The organism is Streptomyces sp. NPDC093261 (assembly GCF_044753645.1).
Classification (GTDB): domain Bacteria; phylum Actinomycetota; class Actinomycetes; order Streptomycetales; family Streptomycetaceae; genus Streptomyces.
This window is the reverse complement of sequence record NZ_JBIVNO010000010.1, coordinates 14102-30008: the sequence shown is the minus strand read 5'-3', so window position 1 is coordinate 30008 and position 15907 is coordinate 14102. Positions and strand designations below refer to the sequence as shown.

Below are 15907 nucleotides of genomic sequence, written 5' to 3'. Positions count from 1 at the left end.
CCCGGCTCTTTCCAACGGATTCGGGAATGATGCGCACCACCTGACTCCGCATAAGAAGCACACGGCTTCGGCACAGAATCCCCGCACGCGCCCAGGCCGGTACGTGTGCGGGGACACACGTCATGGCGAGGGCCCGCGTGTGTGCCGAACCGCGGGACACGGCGGGCCCGGTACGCGACGAGCGAGGGGGCAGGCGATGGGGACGGACACCGCACGGGCGGCCGTGGCGGGCCTGCCGGCCAGGCGCCGGGGACGGCGGGTCGTCGAGTGGCTGAGCACGACCGATCACAAGCAGATCGGCCACCTCTATCTGGTGACGTCCTTCGGGTTCTTCCTGGTGGGCGGGGTCATGGCGCTGCTGATGCGCGCCGAGCTGGCCCGGCCCGGGCTCCAGATCATGAGCGCGACCCAGTACAACCAGCTGTTCACGCTGCACGGCACGATCATGCTGCTGCTCTTCGCGACCCCGACCTTCGCGGGCTTCGCGAATGAGATCATGCCGCTGCAGATCGGCTCCCCCGATGTGGCCTTCCCACGGCTGAACATGCTGTCGTACTGGCTGTTCCTGTTCGGCGGGCTGATCGTGCTGGCCTCGCTCCTGACCCCGGAGGGCGCTGCCGACTTCGGCTGGTTCGCCTACGCGCCGCTCAACAACCGGAACCACACGCCGGGCGTCGGCGCCGACATGTGGATCATGGGTCTCGCGCTGGCGGGCTTCGGGACGATCCTCGGCGCGGTGAACTTCCTGACGACCATCGTCGGGATGCGCGCGCCGGGTATGACGATGTTCCGGCTGCCGATCTTCACCTGGAACACGCTGTTCACATCGATCCTGATCCTGATGGCGTTCCCCGTGCTGGCCGCGGCGCTGCTGGTCCTGGAGGCGGACCGGCGCTTCGGCTCCCAGGTGTTCGAGGCGGCGAACGGCGGGGCGCTGCTGTGGCAGCACCTGTTCTGGTTCTTCGGCCATCCCGAGGTGTACATCATCGCGCTGCCGTTCTTCGGGATCATCACGGAGATCATCCCGGTGTTCAGCCGCAAGCCGATCTTCGGCTATCTGACGCTGGTGGCGGCGACGATGGCCATCACGGGACTGTCGGTGGTGGTCTGGGCGCACCACATGTTCGCGACGGGCGCGGTGCTGCTGCCGTACTTCTCCTTCATGTCGTTCCTGATCGCGGTGCCCACGGGCGTGAAGTTCTTCAACTGGAGCGGCACGATGCTCCGGGGCTCCCTGTCCTTCGAGACGCCGATGCTGTGGGCGACGGGCTTCCTGGTGTCGTTCCTGTTCGGCGGGCTCACCGGGGTGATCCTGGCCTCGCCGCCGCTGGACTTCCATGTCACCGACACCTACTTCGTGGTCGCCCACTTCCACTACGTCGTCTTCGGCACCGTCGTCTTCGCGACCTTCGGCGGCTTCTACTTCTGGTGGCCCAAGTTCACCGGGAAGATGCTGGACGAACGCCTCGGCAAGATCCACTTCTGGACGCTGTTCGTCGGCTTCCATGTCACGTTCCTGGTGCAGCACTGGCTGGGCGCCGCGGGTATGCCGCGCCGGTACGCCGACTATCTGGCCGCCGACGGCTTCACCGCGCTCAACACGGTCTCCACCATCGGCGCGTTCCTGCTCGGCATGTCGACGCTGCCGTTCCTCTACAACGTCTGGCGGACCGCGCAGTACGGCACCAAGGTCCACGTCGACGACCCGTGGGGCTTCGGCCGCTCGCTGGAGTGGGCGACCTCCTGCCCTCCGCCGCGGCACAACTTCGTCACCCTGCCCCGGATCCGCTCCGAGGCCCCGGCGTTCGATCTGCACCATCCCCGGTACGCCGCCCAGGCCCCTCAGCCCGAGCCACGGCGGCATCAAGCCGGTCACGAGCCGTCCTGAGGGCGTCGGTGAGTTCGGCCGGCTCCAGCACCTCGAACGGGAAGCCGGTCATCATGAGGTGAATCACCATCACCTCGAGGGTCGCTGCGCCCGTGCGCAGCAGACAGCTGCCGTCGGTCTCCGCCTGGAGCACTCCCGCCGACGGTGAGATCCGCTCGGCCGCCTCGGCCAGGGGCACCAGCAGCCGCACCACGGCCCGCACGGCGTACGCGGACGTGGAGACGCCCCGCGACACATACGCGGCCAGGTCGTCCGCCGGCGGGGTGCGCGGGGTGAAGCGGGGACCGTGCGGCGGCTTCGGGGTGATGCGGTCGACGCGGAAGGTACGCCAGTCCTCCCGGTCGAGGTCCCAGGCGACGAGGTACCAGCGCCGCTCGGTGCACACGAGGCGGTACGGCTCGACCGTACGGCGGGTGAAGGAGCCGGGGGCGGCGGTCCCCCCGTCCGAGCCGGGGCGGTCGCCGTACTCGAAGCGCAGCCGCTCCGCGTCCCGGCACAGATGCGCGAGTTCCGTGAGGACGGCCGGGTCGACTCCGAAGGCCCCGGGCCTGTGCAGCATCGGCACGGTGAACGCGTGGAGGGCGGCCACCCGGCGGCGCAGCCGGTCCGGCAGCACCTGCTCGAGTTTGGCGAGCGCGCGCACGGAGGACTCGCCGATGCCGTCGATACCCTGCCCGGCGGCCGTGCGCAGCCCCACCGCCATGGCCACCGCCTCGTCGTCGTCCAGCAGCAGCGGGGGCAACTCGGCTCCCGCGCCGAGCCGGTAGCCGCCGCCGGTGCCCGGGCCGGCGTTGACGGGGTAGCCCAGCTCCCGCAGCCGGTCCACGTCGCGGCGCACGGTGCGGGCGCTGACGCCGAGGCGTGCGGCGAGGTCCGCCCCGGACCACTCGCGGTGGGTCTGGAGCAGGGACAGCAGGCGCAGCAGTCGGGCCGAGGTCTCCAGCATGGTCCGAGTCTGCCAGCCCTTGCGGACGGACCTTGTCCGCAAGGAGGATCAGCCCACCGCGCTCACGGTCACCGACAGGTCGTTGTCGACCGTGTAGTACGGCCACGCCCGCACCTCGCCGTGCTCCGCCCGCACGGCGGCCTTCGGGTAGCGGAAGACCGGCTTCTTGTCCGCGACGTCGTCGAGCAGCCGGGCGATCCGCACCCGCGGCCCCTCCGGCCCGCCCGGACGCAGCCACAGGTCCCAGATGCCGGGGCCGAGGGGCGCGTAGGGCACGGTGAAACCGAACTCCGCCTCCCGCGCGGTGACGTCGGCGCGCAGCACGGACCGCGGGCCGCCCCGCTCGCGGACCTCGGCGTAGGCGTCCGGCGCCAGCCCGGTGCCGTACACCCGGCCGCTCACCTCCAGCCCGCCCTCGCCGACGTGGAGGTCGCCCGCCTCGGCGTGCGGTGCGCGCAGCCAGCTGCGGACGGCGAGGGTACCGTCCTTGGCGGTGTACGGGATGCGGACGGCGATCCGGTCCGCCGTGTCGCCGGGCGCGCGGTCCACCAGGGAGCGCAGATCGCTGACGCCGGGTGCCAGGCGGCGCGGCTCGTCCTCGCCGAAGCGTGCGTAGGCATCCCAGCGGCCCTCGGGGAGGTTGACGCCGCTGGGCAGGGCGGCGCGCAGCCGGCCGTTCTCGGCGGGGGTCAGCGGCAGCGCGGTCTCCTCGCCGTCGCGGCGGCGCAGCACCAGATGGGCGGGGTCCGTCCCGCCGGTGCCGGCGATGTCGAAGGTAAGCCCGCCCGCGGTGTCGGCGACGCAGTCGGCGCGCAGGGGCGTGGCGGAGTGTCCGTGCCGGGTGCGCGGGGTCTCGGTCATCATGCGGGGCGCCGCCTTCCCAGTGCGCCGCGCCCGGCGTCGCGGACCGCCTGGGCACCGCCGAGCAGTGCCGCCCTGGTGCGGTGCAGCGAGCCGCGCAGCCGGCTGCCGCGCGGGGCGGTGCCGGTGAACAGGGACTCATAACGTTCGGCGATACGGGCCGGGTCGAAGCGTGCGGAGGCGTGCAACGCTGCGGCCGCCATCCGCTGCCGCAGCGCGTCGTCGTTGATCAGCTCCAGCAGTCCGGCGGCGACGGCGACGGCGCTGCCCGACTCGACGAGGCGTCCGTCGACGCCGTCGTGGATGATCTCCCGGGGACCGTGCGGGCAGTCGGTGGAGACCACAGGCAGTCCGCAGCGCATGGCCTCCACGATCGTCATGCCGAAGGACTCCGAGCGGGAGGTGACGGCGGCGAGGGAGCCCTTGGCCCACTCGGGCTCGAGGGGGTGGGCGGGCCCCATGAGGTAGACGTGGTTGTACAGGCCGAGGCGGTCGACAAGGGCGCGGAGTTCCTCCTTCTGCTCGCCGCCGCCGTAGATGCGCAGCCGCCAGTCGGGCCGTTCGGCGCGCACCCGGTCGAAGGCGGTGACAAGCAGGTCGTAGCGCTTGACGGGGGCGAGCCGCCCGGCGGCCACGACCCACTTGGCGGTGCCGTCGGCGGGGGGGACGGGCGGGGCGGGCACGGGGTTGGGCAGGGCCTCGATCCGCACGCCGGGCAGCCGCATCCGGGCGCGGTAGGCGTCCGCGTCGGCCTCGGTGGTCGTGGTGAGGACGTCCAGGCCGGGGTAGGCGCCGCGCAGGACCATGCGCAGGGCCTTGGAGTGGCTGTCCAGGGTGAGGTGCTCCTGTCCGACGCGGAGCGGGCCGCGCCGGGTCTGGCGGGCGAGGTGCACATTGAGGCCCGGACGGGTGGCGACCACCACGTCGGCCTCGGTGGCCGCGAGATGCTCACCGATACGGCGGTCGGTGAAGAGGCTGTACTGCCGGTAGCGGCCCTCCGCGCGCGGGAAGATCCGGGCGGGCCGCTCCAGCTCGGGACGGCCGCGGTCGGGGCCGTCCGCACGCAGGTCGACGAGGTGGCGCAGCCGTACGCGGGGATCGGACGCGAAGACGGGCTCCTCGCGGTGGCGGAAGACCGAGACGATCTCCACATCGTGGTGCTCGGCCAGCGAGCTCGCGAGGTTGTACGTCGTGCGGTTCGTCCCTCCGATCCCGTAGGCGTTGTGTATCAGGAAGGAGATGTGCATGCGTCCCTGGATTCCTCGTCCCGTTTTCCTGCCGTTTCCATGAGACGCGATGGTGCGGGGGCCGGTTGGGCGGCATGGCCATGTTGTGCCGTAACGGTTGCCGCATCGATAGCCCGTGCGGGGAACCTTTCGGCCGCCGGGCGCGACAGGGCTCCTACGTCGGCCGACGCACCCCGAAGCGGGTGGCGTCCGCGCCGCCCTGGCCCAGTCGGCCGTCTCCGGCATTCTCCCAGCCTCCCACGGGCGGCGAGGCTCCGCGCGCCGCGGCCCGGACGCGGCCGGAACGCCGCGGGGCCCCGGCGTCGCCTCGAACGACGCCGGGGCCCGGAAGCCGAGCCGGTCAGAGAGCGAGCCGCTGCCCGGGCACGATCAGGTTCGGGTCACCGCCGATGACCGCCTTGTTGCGCGCGTAGAGCCGCTGCCAGGTGGTTCCGTGCCGCTCGGCGATGCCGCTGAGGGTGTCGCCGCTGCGGACGGTGTAGTCGCCGCGGGACGTCCCGCGACCGCTGTGTCCCGTCGAGCGCTCCGGCGCCTTCGACGACTGCTTCGACGGGGCGGACTCGGTGGTCGCGGGCTCCGAGACCGGGCGCGACGCGTGCGCGGTTCCCGAGGACGTATGCGCGGCGCCCGAGGCGGGCGCGGTTCCGCTCGCTCCGGCACGCGCGGAGCAGACGGGCCATGCGCCCCAGCCCTGTGCCTGCTGGACCTTGGTGGCCACGGCGATCTGGGCCCCGCTGGAGGCCTGGTCGGCGGTCGGGGCGTAGGCGGTGCCGCCGTACGCGCGCCAGGTGCCTGCGGAGAACTGGAGTCCTCCGTAGTAGCCGTTGCCGGTGTTGATGTGCCAGTTCCCGCCGCTCTCGCACTGGGCGATACGGTCCCACACTCCCCCGTCGGCCGCGGCGGCGTCACCGGTCGCGGCGAGCAGTCCGAGCGGGGCGAGCAGGGCCGCTCCGGCGAGGACCGCCGTCGTACGGGTCGTACGGGTCTTACGGGTGCTATCGGCACATTCAGACATGTAATTCCCTCTCCACGTACCCGGGGTCCCCCTGGGCGGAGCACGTCGGCCGCGCATGGAACGCGGTCGTCGCGCGCCGCCCCGTCCACCGGAGGTGATGCTGCGCGCCGGCTGTGCGGCGCGGTCGGTGGACGTACCCGGGCGGTGCAAGTTGCACACGGCGGAGGAATGTAAGGAGGTTGGGCTCCCCACATCAACCAACTCCCTGTCCTCGCAGGCCAGTTCGAGGTTACCGTCGGTATCGTCGATTTCCGGCCACCCCTTTCATTCGCTGATTTCAGGATTTTTCGACCACTCGCCCCCGATATCCGTGACTCACTTCACGCAACCAACTCATCTACACACACGGGAAGTTAACGTGGAGTAACGCATTCCGCCCACCCCCTCACCCTGCGCGTCGGATGGTTCGATTCCGTTCGCTCCCGGGCGTGACTCCGGCCACAGATCGCCCGTTGTCTTCTTCATGAGCCGGGGACCGCCGGGCTCATGGGCCGGGAGCCACCCGGCACTGTCACGCACCGCATCCCGAGGGAGCCACCCGTGCCGCGCATGCTCGACGTCAGCGACGCCGTACGCGCCGAGATCGGCGACGAAGAAGCCGACCGATTGCTCGCCGGAGAGAACGCCCCGGGCAGTTACGACTGCACGTCCTGCCGCACCCCGGGCGACTCCGAGCAGGAGCGCACCAGCACCGTCCTGTTCATCGGCGAGGAGACCGCCGTCCTCGCCTTCGCCCATGCCACCTGCCTGCCCTCCCAGGTCGTCCAGGTCACGGAGGAGCAGTTGCAGGGCGCCGTCCGCTCCATCACCGCCGACACGGGAGCCGTCCACGGCGCCCCCGAGCAGGCGGTGCTGGGCGTCACCAGCGGACTCGTCCTGATCGCCGGGGAGTTGCACCCGGCGCTCGTCGTGGAGCCGACCGCGCCCATCGTCCGCCCCGGCGGGACCGGAGTCGGCGACGACTTCCTGCCCCTGCTCATCGAGCAGGGCTTCATGCCGCTCACCGAGATCCTCGCGGTCCCCCCGGTACTGCACGGCTGGTCGGTGCTGCTCGCCGTGGGCCAGCTGCACGCGGTACTCCAGCCCGGCGGCAACGGCGGACAGCCGATCGCCTGGTGGCAGGCGCACCAGCCGCTCCAGGTCACCGACGGCTGGCGGGCGGCCGCCAACAAGCACCAGCAGGTGCTGATGTTCGCGGCGCCCGTGGGCTCGATCGGCCGCCAGCCGCGGGAGGACCTGCTGCGCGACGCACTGGACAAGGCGGCGGCGAACGGGAAGCTGGTCGCCGCCGCCCTGCCGCTCGCGGGCACCTGAGGCGCGGTCCGTCCACCGGGCGCGAGGCCGGCCGTGGCTCTCACGCGGCTCCCCGCGCCCCTCACCGCCCCGCGCCCGGAACGGCGCACCGCCCCTCGGGAGACAGACACTGACGAACCGGACCAATCGACCGCATCCCTTGAGCAGCGGGGTCGTTGGCACCTACGTGCACGCATATGACGTCCCCCGCCGCCAGTCCTATCAGCCGATCCCCTCCGGGCGAGCGGCTCAGGACCCTTCGCTCGGCGCCTCGACCACGCCGATCTACGACGAGCTCTGCGCCGAGTACGTCCGGGCCTTCCGGGCCTGCCCGGGCGACCGCAGCGGCGAGGAGGACCTGGGCTTCGTCGCCTTCTCCAGTTCCCCGCACGACACGGGCTCGTACGGCATCGGCACCTACGGCACACGCCATGGCACCCCCCAGCACGCCACCGGTCATCTGACCGCCCAGCACGGCCAGTCGGCCGCGGCGAACACCGTCTGGCAGCAGGTGGCCCGGCAGGCCCGGGGCATGCACCCCGTCCCGGCGCTGCCGCCGGCACCGCGCAGGGGGCTTTGAGCGGCAGCGGAGGGCTTCACGCGGTATGCGAGAGGGGCGGCCCCCTTCGGGCCGCCCCTCTCGCATACCGCCGTATCGGCTGTGTCACGTCACTTCTTCTTGCTGCCGCGCTTCTCCCGGACGCGGACGGAGATGTGGATCGGCGACCCTTCGAAGCCGAACTCCTCGCGCAGCCGCCGCTCGATGAACCGGCGGTAGCCCGCCTCGATGAAGCCGGAGGCGAAGAGCACGAACCGCGGGGGCTTGGTGCCCGCCTGCGTGCCGAAGAGGATGCGAGGCTGCTTGCCGCCGCGGACCGGGTGCGGGTGCGCGGAGACCAGCTCCCCGAGGAAGGCGTTGAGCCGGCCCGTCGGAACGCGGGTCTCCCAGCCCGCCAGCGCGGTCTCGATCGCCGGGACCAGCTTCTCCATATGACGTCCGGTGCGCGCCGAGACGTTCACCCGCGGCGCCCAGGCGACCTGCCCCAGCTCGGTCTCGATCTCCCGCTCCAGGTAGTAGCGGCGCTCCTCGTCGAGGGTGTCCCACTTGTTGTAGGCGAGGACGAGCGCACGGCCCGCCTCCACCGCCATGGTGACGATGCGCTGGTCCTGGACCGAGATGCTCTCGGCGGCGTCGAGCAGCACGACGGCGACCTCGGCCTTCTCGACCGCGGCCGCGGTGCGCAGCGAGGCGTAGTAGTCCGCGCCCTGCTGGAGGTGGACCCGCTTGCGGATACCGGCCGTGTCCACGAACTTCCAGGTCTTGCCGCCCAGTTCGATCAGCTCGTCGACCGGGTCGCGGGTGGTGCCGGCCAGCTCGTTCACCACCACGCGCTCCTCGCCCGCGACCTTGTTCAGCAGCGAGGACTTGCCGACGTTCGGACGGCCGATCAGCGCGATACGGCGTGGCCCGCCGACCCCGCCGTTGCCGAAGGTCTGGGCGGGCGCCTCGGGCAGGGCCTCCAGGACGGCGTCCAGCATGTCGCCGGTGCCGCGGCCGTGGAGGGCGGAGACGGGGTGGGGCTCGCCGAGGCCGAGGTTCCACAGATACGCCGCGTCGGCCTCGCCGCTCGGGCCGTCGACCTTGTTGGCGCAGAGCACCACGGGCTTGCCGGCCTTGCGCAGCAGACGCACGACCGCCTCGTCGGTGTCGGTGGCGCCGACCTTGGCGTCGACGACGAAGACGACCGCGTCGGCCGCCTCGATCGCGTACTCCGCCTGGGCGGCCACGGAGGCGTCGATGCCGAGGACGTCCTGCTCCCAGCCGCCGGTGTCGACGACCTTGAAACGGCGGCCCGCCCACTCGGCCTCGTAGGTGACGCGGTCGCGGGTGACGCCCGGCTTGTCCTCCACGACCGCCTCACGGCGGCCGATGATGCGGTTGACCAGAGTCGACTTGCCGACATTGGGGCGGCCGACGACGGCGAGCACGGGCAGCGGGCCGTGCCCGGCCTCCTCGATGGCGCCCTCGACGTCCTCGATGTCGAAGCCCTCTTCCGCGGCGAGCTCCATGAACTCCGCGTACTCGGCGTCGCCGAGCGCCCCGTGGTCGTACTCGTGCTCTGCCGAGCCCTCGGGCTGGATGTCGTCGTTCATGAAGTCCGTACCTCGTTCATCGTGGTGATCGGTGGACACCGCACCTACGGTGATCCACTACTCAAGTGTCGCCTAGCGCCCGGTGAGGCGCCTGGCGTTTTCCAGGTGCTCGCCGAGCCGCTCCTGGATGCGCACGGTCGCCTCGTCGAGCGCCTTGCGCGTGCGCCGTCCGCTGCCGTCGCCCGCCTCGAACGGGTCGCCGAAGACGACGTCTATACGGCTACGCAGCGGGGGCAGCGCCTTTATCAACCGTCCGCGCCGCTCCGCGCTTCCCAGCACGGCCACCGGCACGATCGGCGCCCCGCTGCGGACCGCGAAGTAGGCCAGTCCGGCGCGCAGCGAGGCGAAGTCGCCCTCGCCACGCGTGCCCTCCGGGAAGATACCGAGGACGCCCCCGTTCTCGAGCACGCCGAGCGCCTGGGTGACGGCCGTGCGGTCGGCGCTCGTGCGGTCCACCTTCAGCTGGCCGATCCCGGTCAGGAACGGGTCGAGCGGTCCGATGAACGCCTCCTTCTTGATCAGGAAGTGCGTCGGCCGGGGCGCCACGCCCATGACCATCGGACCGTCGATGTTGTGGGAGTGGTTGACCGCGAAGATCGCCGGGCCGGTCGCGGGGACCTTCCAGGCGCCGAGGACCCGCGGCTTCCACAGCCCGTACATCAGGGGGACGCCGATGCGCCTCCCGACTTCGGCGCCCCGCTCGGAGGGAGCCTCGGTCACTTCGCCGCCCGCTTCTCCTCGACGAGGGTCACGACGCACTCGATGACCTGCTGGAGGGTGAGGTCGGTGGTGTCCACCTCGACGGCGTCGTCCGCCTTCGCCAGCGGGGAGGCCTTGCGGCTGGAGTCGGCGGCGTCCCGCTTGATCAGCGCCTCTCGGGTGGCGTGCAGGTCCGCGCCCTTCAGCTCGCCGCTGCGGCGGGCGGCACGTGCCTCCGGGGAGGCGGTGAGAAAGATCTTCAGGTCGGCGTCCGGCAGCACGGTGGTGCCGATGTCACGGCCCTCGACGACGATGCCGGTCGGCGCGCCCGCGGCGAGCGAACGCTGCAGCTCGGTGATGCGGGCCCGCACCTCCGGCACCGCGCTGACCGCGCTGACCTTGGAGGTGACCTCCTGGGTGCGGATCGCGCCGGAGACGTCCGAGCCGTCCACGGTGATGGTGGGCGCCGACGGGTCGGTGCCGGAGACGATCTCCGGCTTGCCCGCGACGGCCGCGACGGCGGTGGGGTCCGCTATGTCGATACCGTTGCTGACCATCCACCACGTGATCGCCCGGTACTGGGCGCCGGTGTCCAGGTAGCTCAGCCCGAGCTGCGCGGCCACGGCCTTGGAGGTGCTGGACTTGCCCGTGCCGGAGGGGCCGTCGATGGCGACAATCACTGCCGGGGCGGTCCGGGCGGCGCCGTTTTCCACGGTGGGGACACCTTCCTGGTGCGGGGTGGTGGTGTGGGCGGGACGCGAGGGCGCCCCGCACAAGGTTACTGGCTCGCCGGACCCGGTATGACGGACGGACGGCGGGGACCGCCCGTCGCCCTACTGGCGGATCGTCCAGCCCCGCTCCCGCAGTGCCGCGCTCAGCGCGGGCGCCGCCCTCTGCTCCACCATCAGCTGTACCAGGCCGGCCTGCTGCCCGGTCGCGTGCTCGATGCGGACGTCCTCGATATTGATGCCGGCCATGCCCGCGTCCGCGAAGATCCGGGCGAGCTGGCCGGGCTGGTCGGAGATGAGGACCGCGACGGTCTCGTACACCCGCGGGGCGCTGCCGTGCTTGCCGGGCACCCGGGCCTGGCCCGCGTTGCCGCGGCGCAGCACGTCCTCGATGCCGTGGGCGCCCTCGCGCCGCTTCGCCGCGTCGGCGGCCTGGAGGGAGCGCAGCGCCCGTACGGTCTCGTCGAGGTCCGCGGCGACCTCCGAGAGCAGATCGGCCACCGGGCCCGGGTTCACGGACAGGATGTCGATCCACATCCGCGGGTCGGAGGCCGCGATCCGGGTCACGTCCCGGATGCCCTGCCCGCACAGCCGTACGGCCGCCTCCTCCGCGTGCTCCAGGCGCGCGGCCACCATGCTGGAGACCAGGTGCGGCATGTGCGAGACCAGCGCGACGGCCCGGTCATGGGCGTCGGCGTCCATGACGACCGGCACGGCACGGCAGTGCGAGACCAGCTCCAGTGCGAGGTTCAGCACCTCGGTGTCGGTGTCGCGGGTCGGTGTGAGCACCCAGGGCCGGCCCTCGAAGAGGTCGCCGCCGGCCGCCAGCGGGCCGGACTTCTCACGGCCGGACATGGGGTGGGTGCCGATGTAGTGCGCGAGGACGGCCGGATCGACGCCGAGGGCCTCCAGCTCTCGGCGTGGACCGCCCTTGACGCTGGCCACGTCGATGTAGCCGCGCCCCAGGCCGCGCCGCATGGCGTCGGCGAGCGCGGCGGCCACGTGCGCGGGCGGGGCCGCGACGATCACCAGGTCGACGGGGCCGTCGGGCGCCTCGTCGGTGCCGGCGCCTAGCGCGGCGGCCGTACGGGCCTGCTCGGGGTCGTGGTCGGCGAGGTGCACGGTGACCCCGCGCGCGGCGAGCGCGAGGGCCGCCGAGGTGCCGATCAGTCCCGTGCCGATGACGAGTGCGGTTCTCACTGGGCGATGTCCTTGCGAAGGGCGGCCGCGGCGCCGAGGTAGACATGGGCGATGCCGGCGCGCGGGCGGTCGGACTCGATATGGGCGAGGATGCGGACGACCCGGGGCATCGCGCCCTCGATGTCCAGCTCCTGGGCGCAGATCAGCGGTACGTCGACGATGCCGAGGCCCCGGGCGGCGGCCGCCGGGAAGTCGCTGTGCAGATCGGGCGTCGCGGTGAACCAGATGCTGATCAGGTCGTCGGTGGTGAGGTCGTTGCGTTCCAGGATGGCGGTGAGCAGGGCCCCGACCCGCTCGTCCATGTGCCCGGCCTCGTCCCGTTCGAGTTGGACGGCGCCCCGGACCGCTCGTACCGGCACGGTGATGCTCCTTGCTGATGTTCGGCAACGTCTGGTCACCAGCGTAGTCAGCCCGCGACGTGGGGATGCGCACCGCCCGCCGGGCGGGACGCCGCCGCGGATGCGCCCGCCTGCGCGGTCGGCGCACCGCCCGGGCCACTCACGCGTCCCAGGGCGCCCCGAGTGTCCGCGGCTCGCCCCGTACTCGATGCGGTCCGCCCACGGCTCCGGCCAGACCTCGGCGCCCGGGCGGGCGCCGGCGAAGGCGACCGTCAGGCAGGCGATCGAGTCGGAGTCGCCGGAGGTGCGTGGAAGCGGCCGGCTCCCGCACAACGGGAACCGGCCGCTCCGGTGTTCTGGGCCCTCAACGCGTGACGAGCGTCTAGAGGTCGACTTCCTTCATCAGCATGCCGACCTCGGTGTTCGACAGACGGCGCAGCCAGCCCGACTTCTGGTCGCCGAGGGTGATCGGCCCGAAGGCGGTGCGCACGAGCTTGTCGACGGGGAAGCCGGCCTCGGCGAGCATCCGGCGCACGATGTGCTTGCGGCCCTCGTGCAGGGTCACCTCGACCAGGTAGTTCTTGCCGGTCTGTTCGACCACCCGGAAGTGGTCCGCGCGCGCGTACCCGTCCTCCAGCTGGATGCCGTCCTTGAGCTTCTTGCCGAGGTCGCGCGGGATCGGGCCCACGATGTGCGCGAGGTAGGTCTTCCTGACGCCGTACTTGGGGTGGGTCAGCCGGTGCGCCAGCTCGCCGTGGTTGGTGAGCAGGATGACACCCTCGGTCTCGGTGTCGAGCCGGCCGACGTGGAAGAGCCTGGTCTCGCGGTTGGTGACGTAGTCCCCGAGGCACTGGCGCCCCTCCGGGTCCTCCATCGTGGAGACGACGCCGGCCGGCTTGTTGAGCGAGAAGAACTGGTACGACTGCGTGGCCACGGTCAGCCCGTCGACCCGGATCTCGTCCTTCTCGGGGTCGACCCGCAGGCCCTGCTCGGTGACGATCTCGCCGTTGACCTCGACCCTGGCCTGCTCGATCAGCTCCTCGCAGGCACGGCGGGAGCCGTACCCCGCGCGCGCGAGCACCTTCTGGAGCCGCTCGCCCTCCTGCTCGGCGCCGGGGAAGGTCTTGGGCAGCTTGATGTCCTTCTTGCCGGCGTACCGCTCGCGGTTACGCTCCTCGGCGCGCGCCTCGTACTCGCGCGAGCGCCCGGGCTCCGTACGGCCCCCGCGCTGCGGGGACTGCTTGGGGCCGCCCTTGGCACCGCCACGCGCGGCGCCGCCGCGCCCGGACTTGGGGCCGTCCTGGGAGGCGCCGGGGCCCACGTCGTAGCGGCGCTCCTCCGGGCGGGGCTTGCGGGGACGGCCCTGGCCCTGCCTCTCGTCCCTGTTGTTGCCGGCACCGCGGTGGTTGCCGCGCCCGCCGTTCCTGCCGCTGCCGCTGCTTCGCATCAAAATTCCGTCGTCGTGTTCGTCGGGGGATCGTCGTCCGCGTCCGGAGCATCGGGAGCGTCCGGGTCGAACGACGGAACGCCCTCCTGGGTCTCGGCCTCGATCGCCTCCGCCTCCGGGAGGAAGGGCGCGAGCTCCGGAAGCTCGTCCAGGCCGCGCAGGCCCATCCGCTCCAGGAAGTAGTTCGTCGTCCTGTACAGGATCGCACCTGTTTCGGGTTCCGTGCCCGCCTCCTCGACCAGACCGCGTTGGAGGAGGGTGCGCATGACCCCGTCGCAGTTCACTCCGCGGACCGCGGAGACGCGGCTGCGGCTGACCGGCTGGCGGTACGCGACCACCGCCAGGGTCTCCAGGGCGGCCTGGGTGAGCCGGGCCTGCTGGCCGTCGAGCACGAAGCGCTCCACCGCGGGCGCGTAGTCGGCCCGGGTGTAGAAGCGCCAGCCGCCCGCCACGAACCGCAGCTCGAACCCGCGCCCCTGCACGGTGTACTCGTCGGCGAGTTCCCGCAGCGCGTCGGCGATCTGCCGCCGGGGCCGCTCGAGGATCTTCGCCAGGTGCTCCTCGGTGGCGGGCTCGTCCACGACCATGAGCACGGCCTCCAGGGCGGGCTTGAGGTCGAGTTCCGCCACCGGGCTCAAGCCGGAGGGAATCTCACGGGTCTCCTCGCTCACGCCTTCTTCTCCTCCTTGGGCTCCTCGGGCGGTCGGTCGAACTCGTCCGTGACCACTGGTGTTCTGTCCCCGTCCCCGCCGGTCCAGCGCACCGTCAGGTCACCGAGGGCGGTCTCCTGCTCCAGCGCCACGGCCTTCTCCCGGTACAGCTCCAGCAGCGCGAGGAAGCGGGCGACGACCGTGAGGGTGTCGTCGGTGTCCTCCACGAGCACACGGAAGCTGGCCTCCCCCAGCTCCCTCAGGCGCGCCACCACGATCCCGGCCTGCTCCTGCACGCTGACGAGCGGGGCGTGGATGTGGTCGACATACACCTGCGGCTTGGGCTTGGGCTGCATCGCCTTGACCGCGAGCCTGGCGAACCCCTCGGGGCCGATGCTGATGACGACCTCGGGCAGCAGCTCGGCGTGGTGGGGTTCGAGGCCGACGGTACGGGGGTGGCGCCGGGCCTCCGCCTCGGTGCGCCGGTTGAAGATCTCGGCGATCTGTTTGTAGGCGCGGTACTGCAAGAGCCGCGCGAACAGCAGGTCCCGGGCCTCGAGCAGCGCGAGGTCCGCCTCGTCCTCGACCTCGGCGGCGGGCAGCAGACGTGCCGCCTTGAGGTCGAGCAGGGTCGCGGCGACGACGAGGAACTCGGTCGTCCGGTCGAGGTCCCAGTCCGGCCCCATGGACCGGATGTGCGCCATGAACTCGTCGGTCACCTTGGACAGCGCGACCTCGGTGACGTCCAGCTTGTGCTTGGAGATCAGCTGGAGCAGAAGGTCGAAGGGCCCCTCGAAGTTGACCAGCCGCACCGTGAAGACACCGTCGGCGGGCTCCGGGCTGTGCGCAGCCGTGTCGCTCTCGGACGCCCGCGTGGCCACGAGCACCGGGCCTGGGAAGGTCTCCGCTCCGGCGAGGGCCTCGCGGCCCGCGACACCGGCCGTGGCGCCCGAGGACGGGCCTGTCACGGCACCGGGGAGCGCGGGGGCGCCGGACGACCCGGCCGACGCGCCGAGGGCCGCCTCGGGTCCTTCGACGGGGCTCGTGGGCTCCCCGGCGGGTTCCGGGGCCCGCTCGGGGCCATCGGCCCGCTCGGGGCCATCGGTGCCCGCGGCGGTCTCGGCGGGCTCCTGCGGGGCGTCCTGTCGGCTTGCCAGGCCGGTCGGTCCGGCGGTCGCGGGGCCGTCCTCCGCGGTGGCGGTGGCCGGTCCGTTCGCTCCGTCGAGCACGGCCTCCCGGCCGGGCTCGGGCTCGCCGGCGACGGCGGGCGGTGCCGTGCCGGTCTCGCGGACGGGTTCGGCTCCTGGGCTCTCGTCGTGCGCGGGCCGCCCGGCCCGCGAGGCGCCCGGTCCGCGTCCCAGTGCACGCCGACGGCCGCCTGAGCCGGAGGAACCGGAAGCGGGAGCGGAGCCGTCGTACGAGGTCATGGCCGTCGCAGGCT

15 protein-coding genes and 1 pseudogene are annotated in these 15907 nt (G+C 72.3%); 3 read left to right on the top strand and 13 right to left on the bottom strand.

Features of this window, described 5'->3' with window-relative positions; translation table 11 throughout:
• Positions 1 to 196 precede the first annotated feature (196 nt).
• Positions 197 to 1888 (top strand): cytochrome c oxidase subunit I, encoded by a 1692-nt coding sequence (gene ctaD / locus ACIP94_RS21345; RefSeq protein WP_402427673.1) that lies wholly within the window; start codon positions 197 to 199, stop codon positions 1886 to 1888.
• Here ctaD and ACIP94_RS21340 read toward each other — a convergent pair.
• From ACIP94_RS21340 to ACIP94_RS21325, 4 genes are all read right to left on the bottom strand, one after another.
• Positions 1770 to 2834 carry a helix-turn-helix transcriptional regulator gene (locus ACIP94_RS21340; RefSeq protein WP_402427670.1) on the bottom strand — a complete coding sequence of 355 codons (1065 nt, stop codon included), beginning with the start codon at positions 2832 to 2834 and terminating at the stop codon, positions 1770 to 1772. The genes ctaD and ACIP94_RS21340 overlap by 119 nt on opposite strands.
• 48 nt (positions 2835 to 2882) lie before the next feature.
• Complete coding sequence (locus ACIP94_RS21335) at positions 2883 to 3698, bottom strand: hypothetical protein (RefSeq protein WP_402427667.1); 816 nt, start codon at positions 3696 to 3698, stop codon at positions 2883 to 2885.
• A complete protein-coding gene (locus ACIP94_RS21330; protein ID WP_402427664.1) occupies positions 3695 to 4942 on the bottom strand; it encodes a glycosyltransferase family 4 protein in 1248 nt (415 codons plus the stop codon). The genes ACIP94_RS21335 and ACIP94_RS21330 overlap by 4 nt, the downstream gene beginning before the upstream one ends.
• Before the next feature lie 340 nt (positions 4943 to 5282).
• On the bottom strand, positions 5283 to 5957 hold the full coding sequence (locus tag ACIP94_RS21325) for a transglycosylase family protein (protein ID WP_402427661.1): 675 nt from the start codon (positions 5955 to 5957) through the stop codon (positions 5283 to 5285).
• Between the two features lie 540 nt (positions 5958 to 6497).
• Between ACIP94_RS21325 and ACIP94_RS21320 the strand changes: the two genes are divergently transcribed.
• On the top strand, positions 6498 to 7271 hold the full coding sequence (locus ACIP94_RS21320) for a hypothetical protein (protein WP_402427659.1): 774 nt from the start codon (positions 6498 to 6500) through the stop codon (positions 7269 to 7271).
• Between the two features lie 139 nt (positions 7272 to 7410).
• The gene (locus ACIP94_RS21315; protein WP_402427656.1) at positions 7411 to 7830 is read left to right on the top strand and encodes a hypothetical protein; all 420 of its coding nucleotides are present in this window, start codon (positions 7411 to 7413) and stop codon (positions 7828 to 7830) included.
• A gap of 89 nt (positions 7831 to 7919) precedes the next feature.
• Here the strand turns inward: ACIP94_RS21315 and der are convergent, their stop codons facing one another.
• From der to ACIP94_RS21270, 9 genes and pseudogenes are all read right to left on the bottom strand, one after another.
• Positions 7920 to 9404: a ribosome biogenesis GTPase Der gene (der, locus tag ACIP94_RS21310; RefSeq protein WP_402427653.1), complete on the bottom strand. Its 1485-nt coding sequence runs from the start codon at positions 9402 to 9404 to the stop codon at positions 7920 to 7922.
• A 72-nt stretch (positions 9405 to 9476) separates the two neighbouring features.
• Positions 9477 to 10124, bottom strand: a complete 648-nt coding sequence (locus tag ACIP94_RS21305; RefSeq protein ID WP_402427650.1) for a lysophospholipid acyltransferase family protein — start codon at positions 10122 to 10124, stop codon at positions 9477 to 9479.
• Positions 10121 to 10816 (bottom strand): (d)CMP kinase, encoded by a 696-nt coding sequence (gene cmk, locus ACIP94_RS21300; protein ID WP_402427648.1) that lies wholly within the window; start codon positions 10814 to 10816, stop codon positions 10121 to 10123. Before cmk ends, ACIP94_RS21305 begins: the two co-directional genes overlap by 4 nt.
• Positions 10817 to 10936: 120 nt before the next feature.
• Positions 10937 to 12031, bottom strand: coding sequence for a prephenate dehydrogenase (locus tag ACIP94_RS21295; protein ID WP_402427645.1), 1095 nt, complete (start codon positions 12029 to 12031; stop codon positions 10937 to 10939).
• On the bottom strand, positions 12028 to 12390 hold the full coding sequence (gene aroH, locus ACIP94_RS21290) for a chorismate mutase (protein ID WP_402427642.1): 363 nt from the start codon (positions 12388 to 12390) through the stop codon (positions 12028 to 12030). The genes ACIP94_RS21295 and aroH overlap by 4 nt, the downstream gene beginning before the upstream one ends.
• Positions 12391 to 12529: 139 nt before the next feature.
• Positions 12530 to 12681, bottom strand: a pseudogene (locus tag ACIP94_RS21285) (ADP-ribosylglycohydrolase family protein); the annotation flags it as partial.
• Positions 12682 to 12751: 70 nt separating this feature from the next.
• Positions 12752 to 13816, bottom strand: a complete 1065-nt coding sequence (locus ACIP94_RS21280) for a pseudouridine synthase (RefSeq protein WP_402427639.1) — start codon at positions 13814 to 13816, stop codon at positions 12752 to 12754.
• On the bottom strand, positions 13816 to 14487 hold the full coding sequence (gene scpB / locus ACIP94_RS21275; RefSeq protein ID WP_402427637.1) for an SMC-Scp complex subunit ScpB: 672 nt from the start codon (positions 14485 to 14487) through the stop codon (positions 13816 to 13818). Before scpB ends, ACIP94_RS21280 begins: the two co-directional genes overlap by 1 nt.
• Positions 14484 to 15893 carry a segregation/condensation protein A gene (locus tag ACIP94_RS21270; protein WP_402427634.1) on the bottom strand — a complete coding sequence of 470 codons (1410 nt, stop codon included), beginning with the start codon at positions 15891 to 15893 and terminating at the stop codon, positions 14484 to 14486. The genes scpB and ACIP94_RS21270 overlap by 4 nt, the downstream gene beginning before the upstream one ends.
• Positions 15894 to 15907 lie beyond the last annotated feature (14 nt).

What these genes read in the sequence shown, in the direction of transcription:
- ACIP94_RS21340 (WP_402427670.1), bottom strand. Translation starts at nt 2,834, where the DNA reads ATGCTGGAGACCTCGGCCCGACTGCTGCGCCTGCTGTCCCTGCTCCAG.
- ACIP94_RS21330 (WP_402427664.1), bottom strand. Translation starts at nt 4,942, where the DNA reads ATGCACATCTCCTTCCTGATACACAACGCCTACGGGATCGGAGGGACG.
- ctaD (WP_402427673.1), top strand. Translation starts at nt 197, where the DNA reads ATGGGGACGGACACCGCACGGGCGGCCGTGGCGGGCCTGCCGGCCAGG.
- ACIP94_RS21270 (WP_402427634.1), bottom strand. Translation starts at nt 15,893, where the DNA reads ATGACCTCGTACGACGGCTCCGCTCCCGCTTCCGGTTCCTCCGGCTCA.
- der (WP_402427653.1), bottom strand. Translation starts at nt 9,404, where the DNA reads ATGAACGACGACATCCAGCCCGAGGGCTCGGCAGAGCACGAGTACGAC.
- ACIP94_RS21335 (WP_402427667.1), bottom strand. Translation starts at nt 3,698, where the DNA reads ATGATGACCGAGACCCCGCGCACCCGGCACGGACACTCCGCCACGCCC.
- ACIP94_RS21280 (WP_402427639.1), bottom strand. Translation starts at nt 13,816, where the DNA reads ATGCGAAGCAGCGGCAGCGGCAGGAACGGCGGGCGCGGCAACCACCGC.
- ACIP94_RS21325 (WP_402427661.1), bottom strand. Translation starts at nt 5,957, where the DNA reads ATGTCTGAATGTGCCGATAGCACCCGTAAGACCCGTACGACCCGTACG.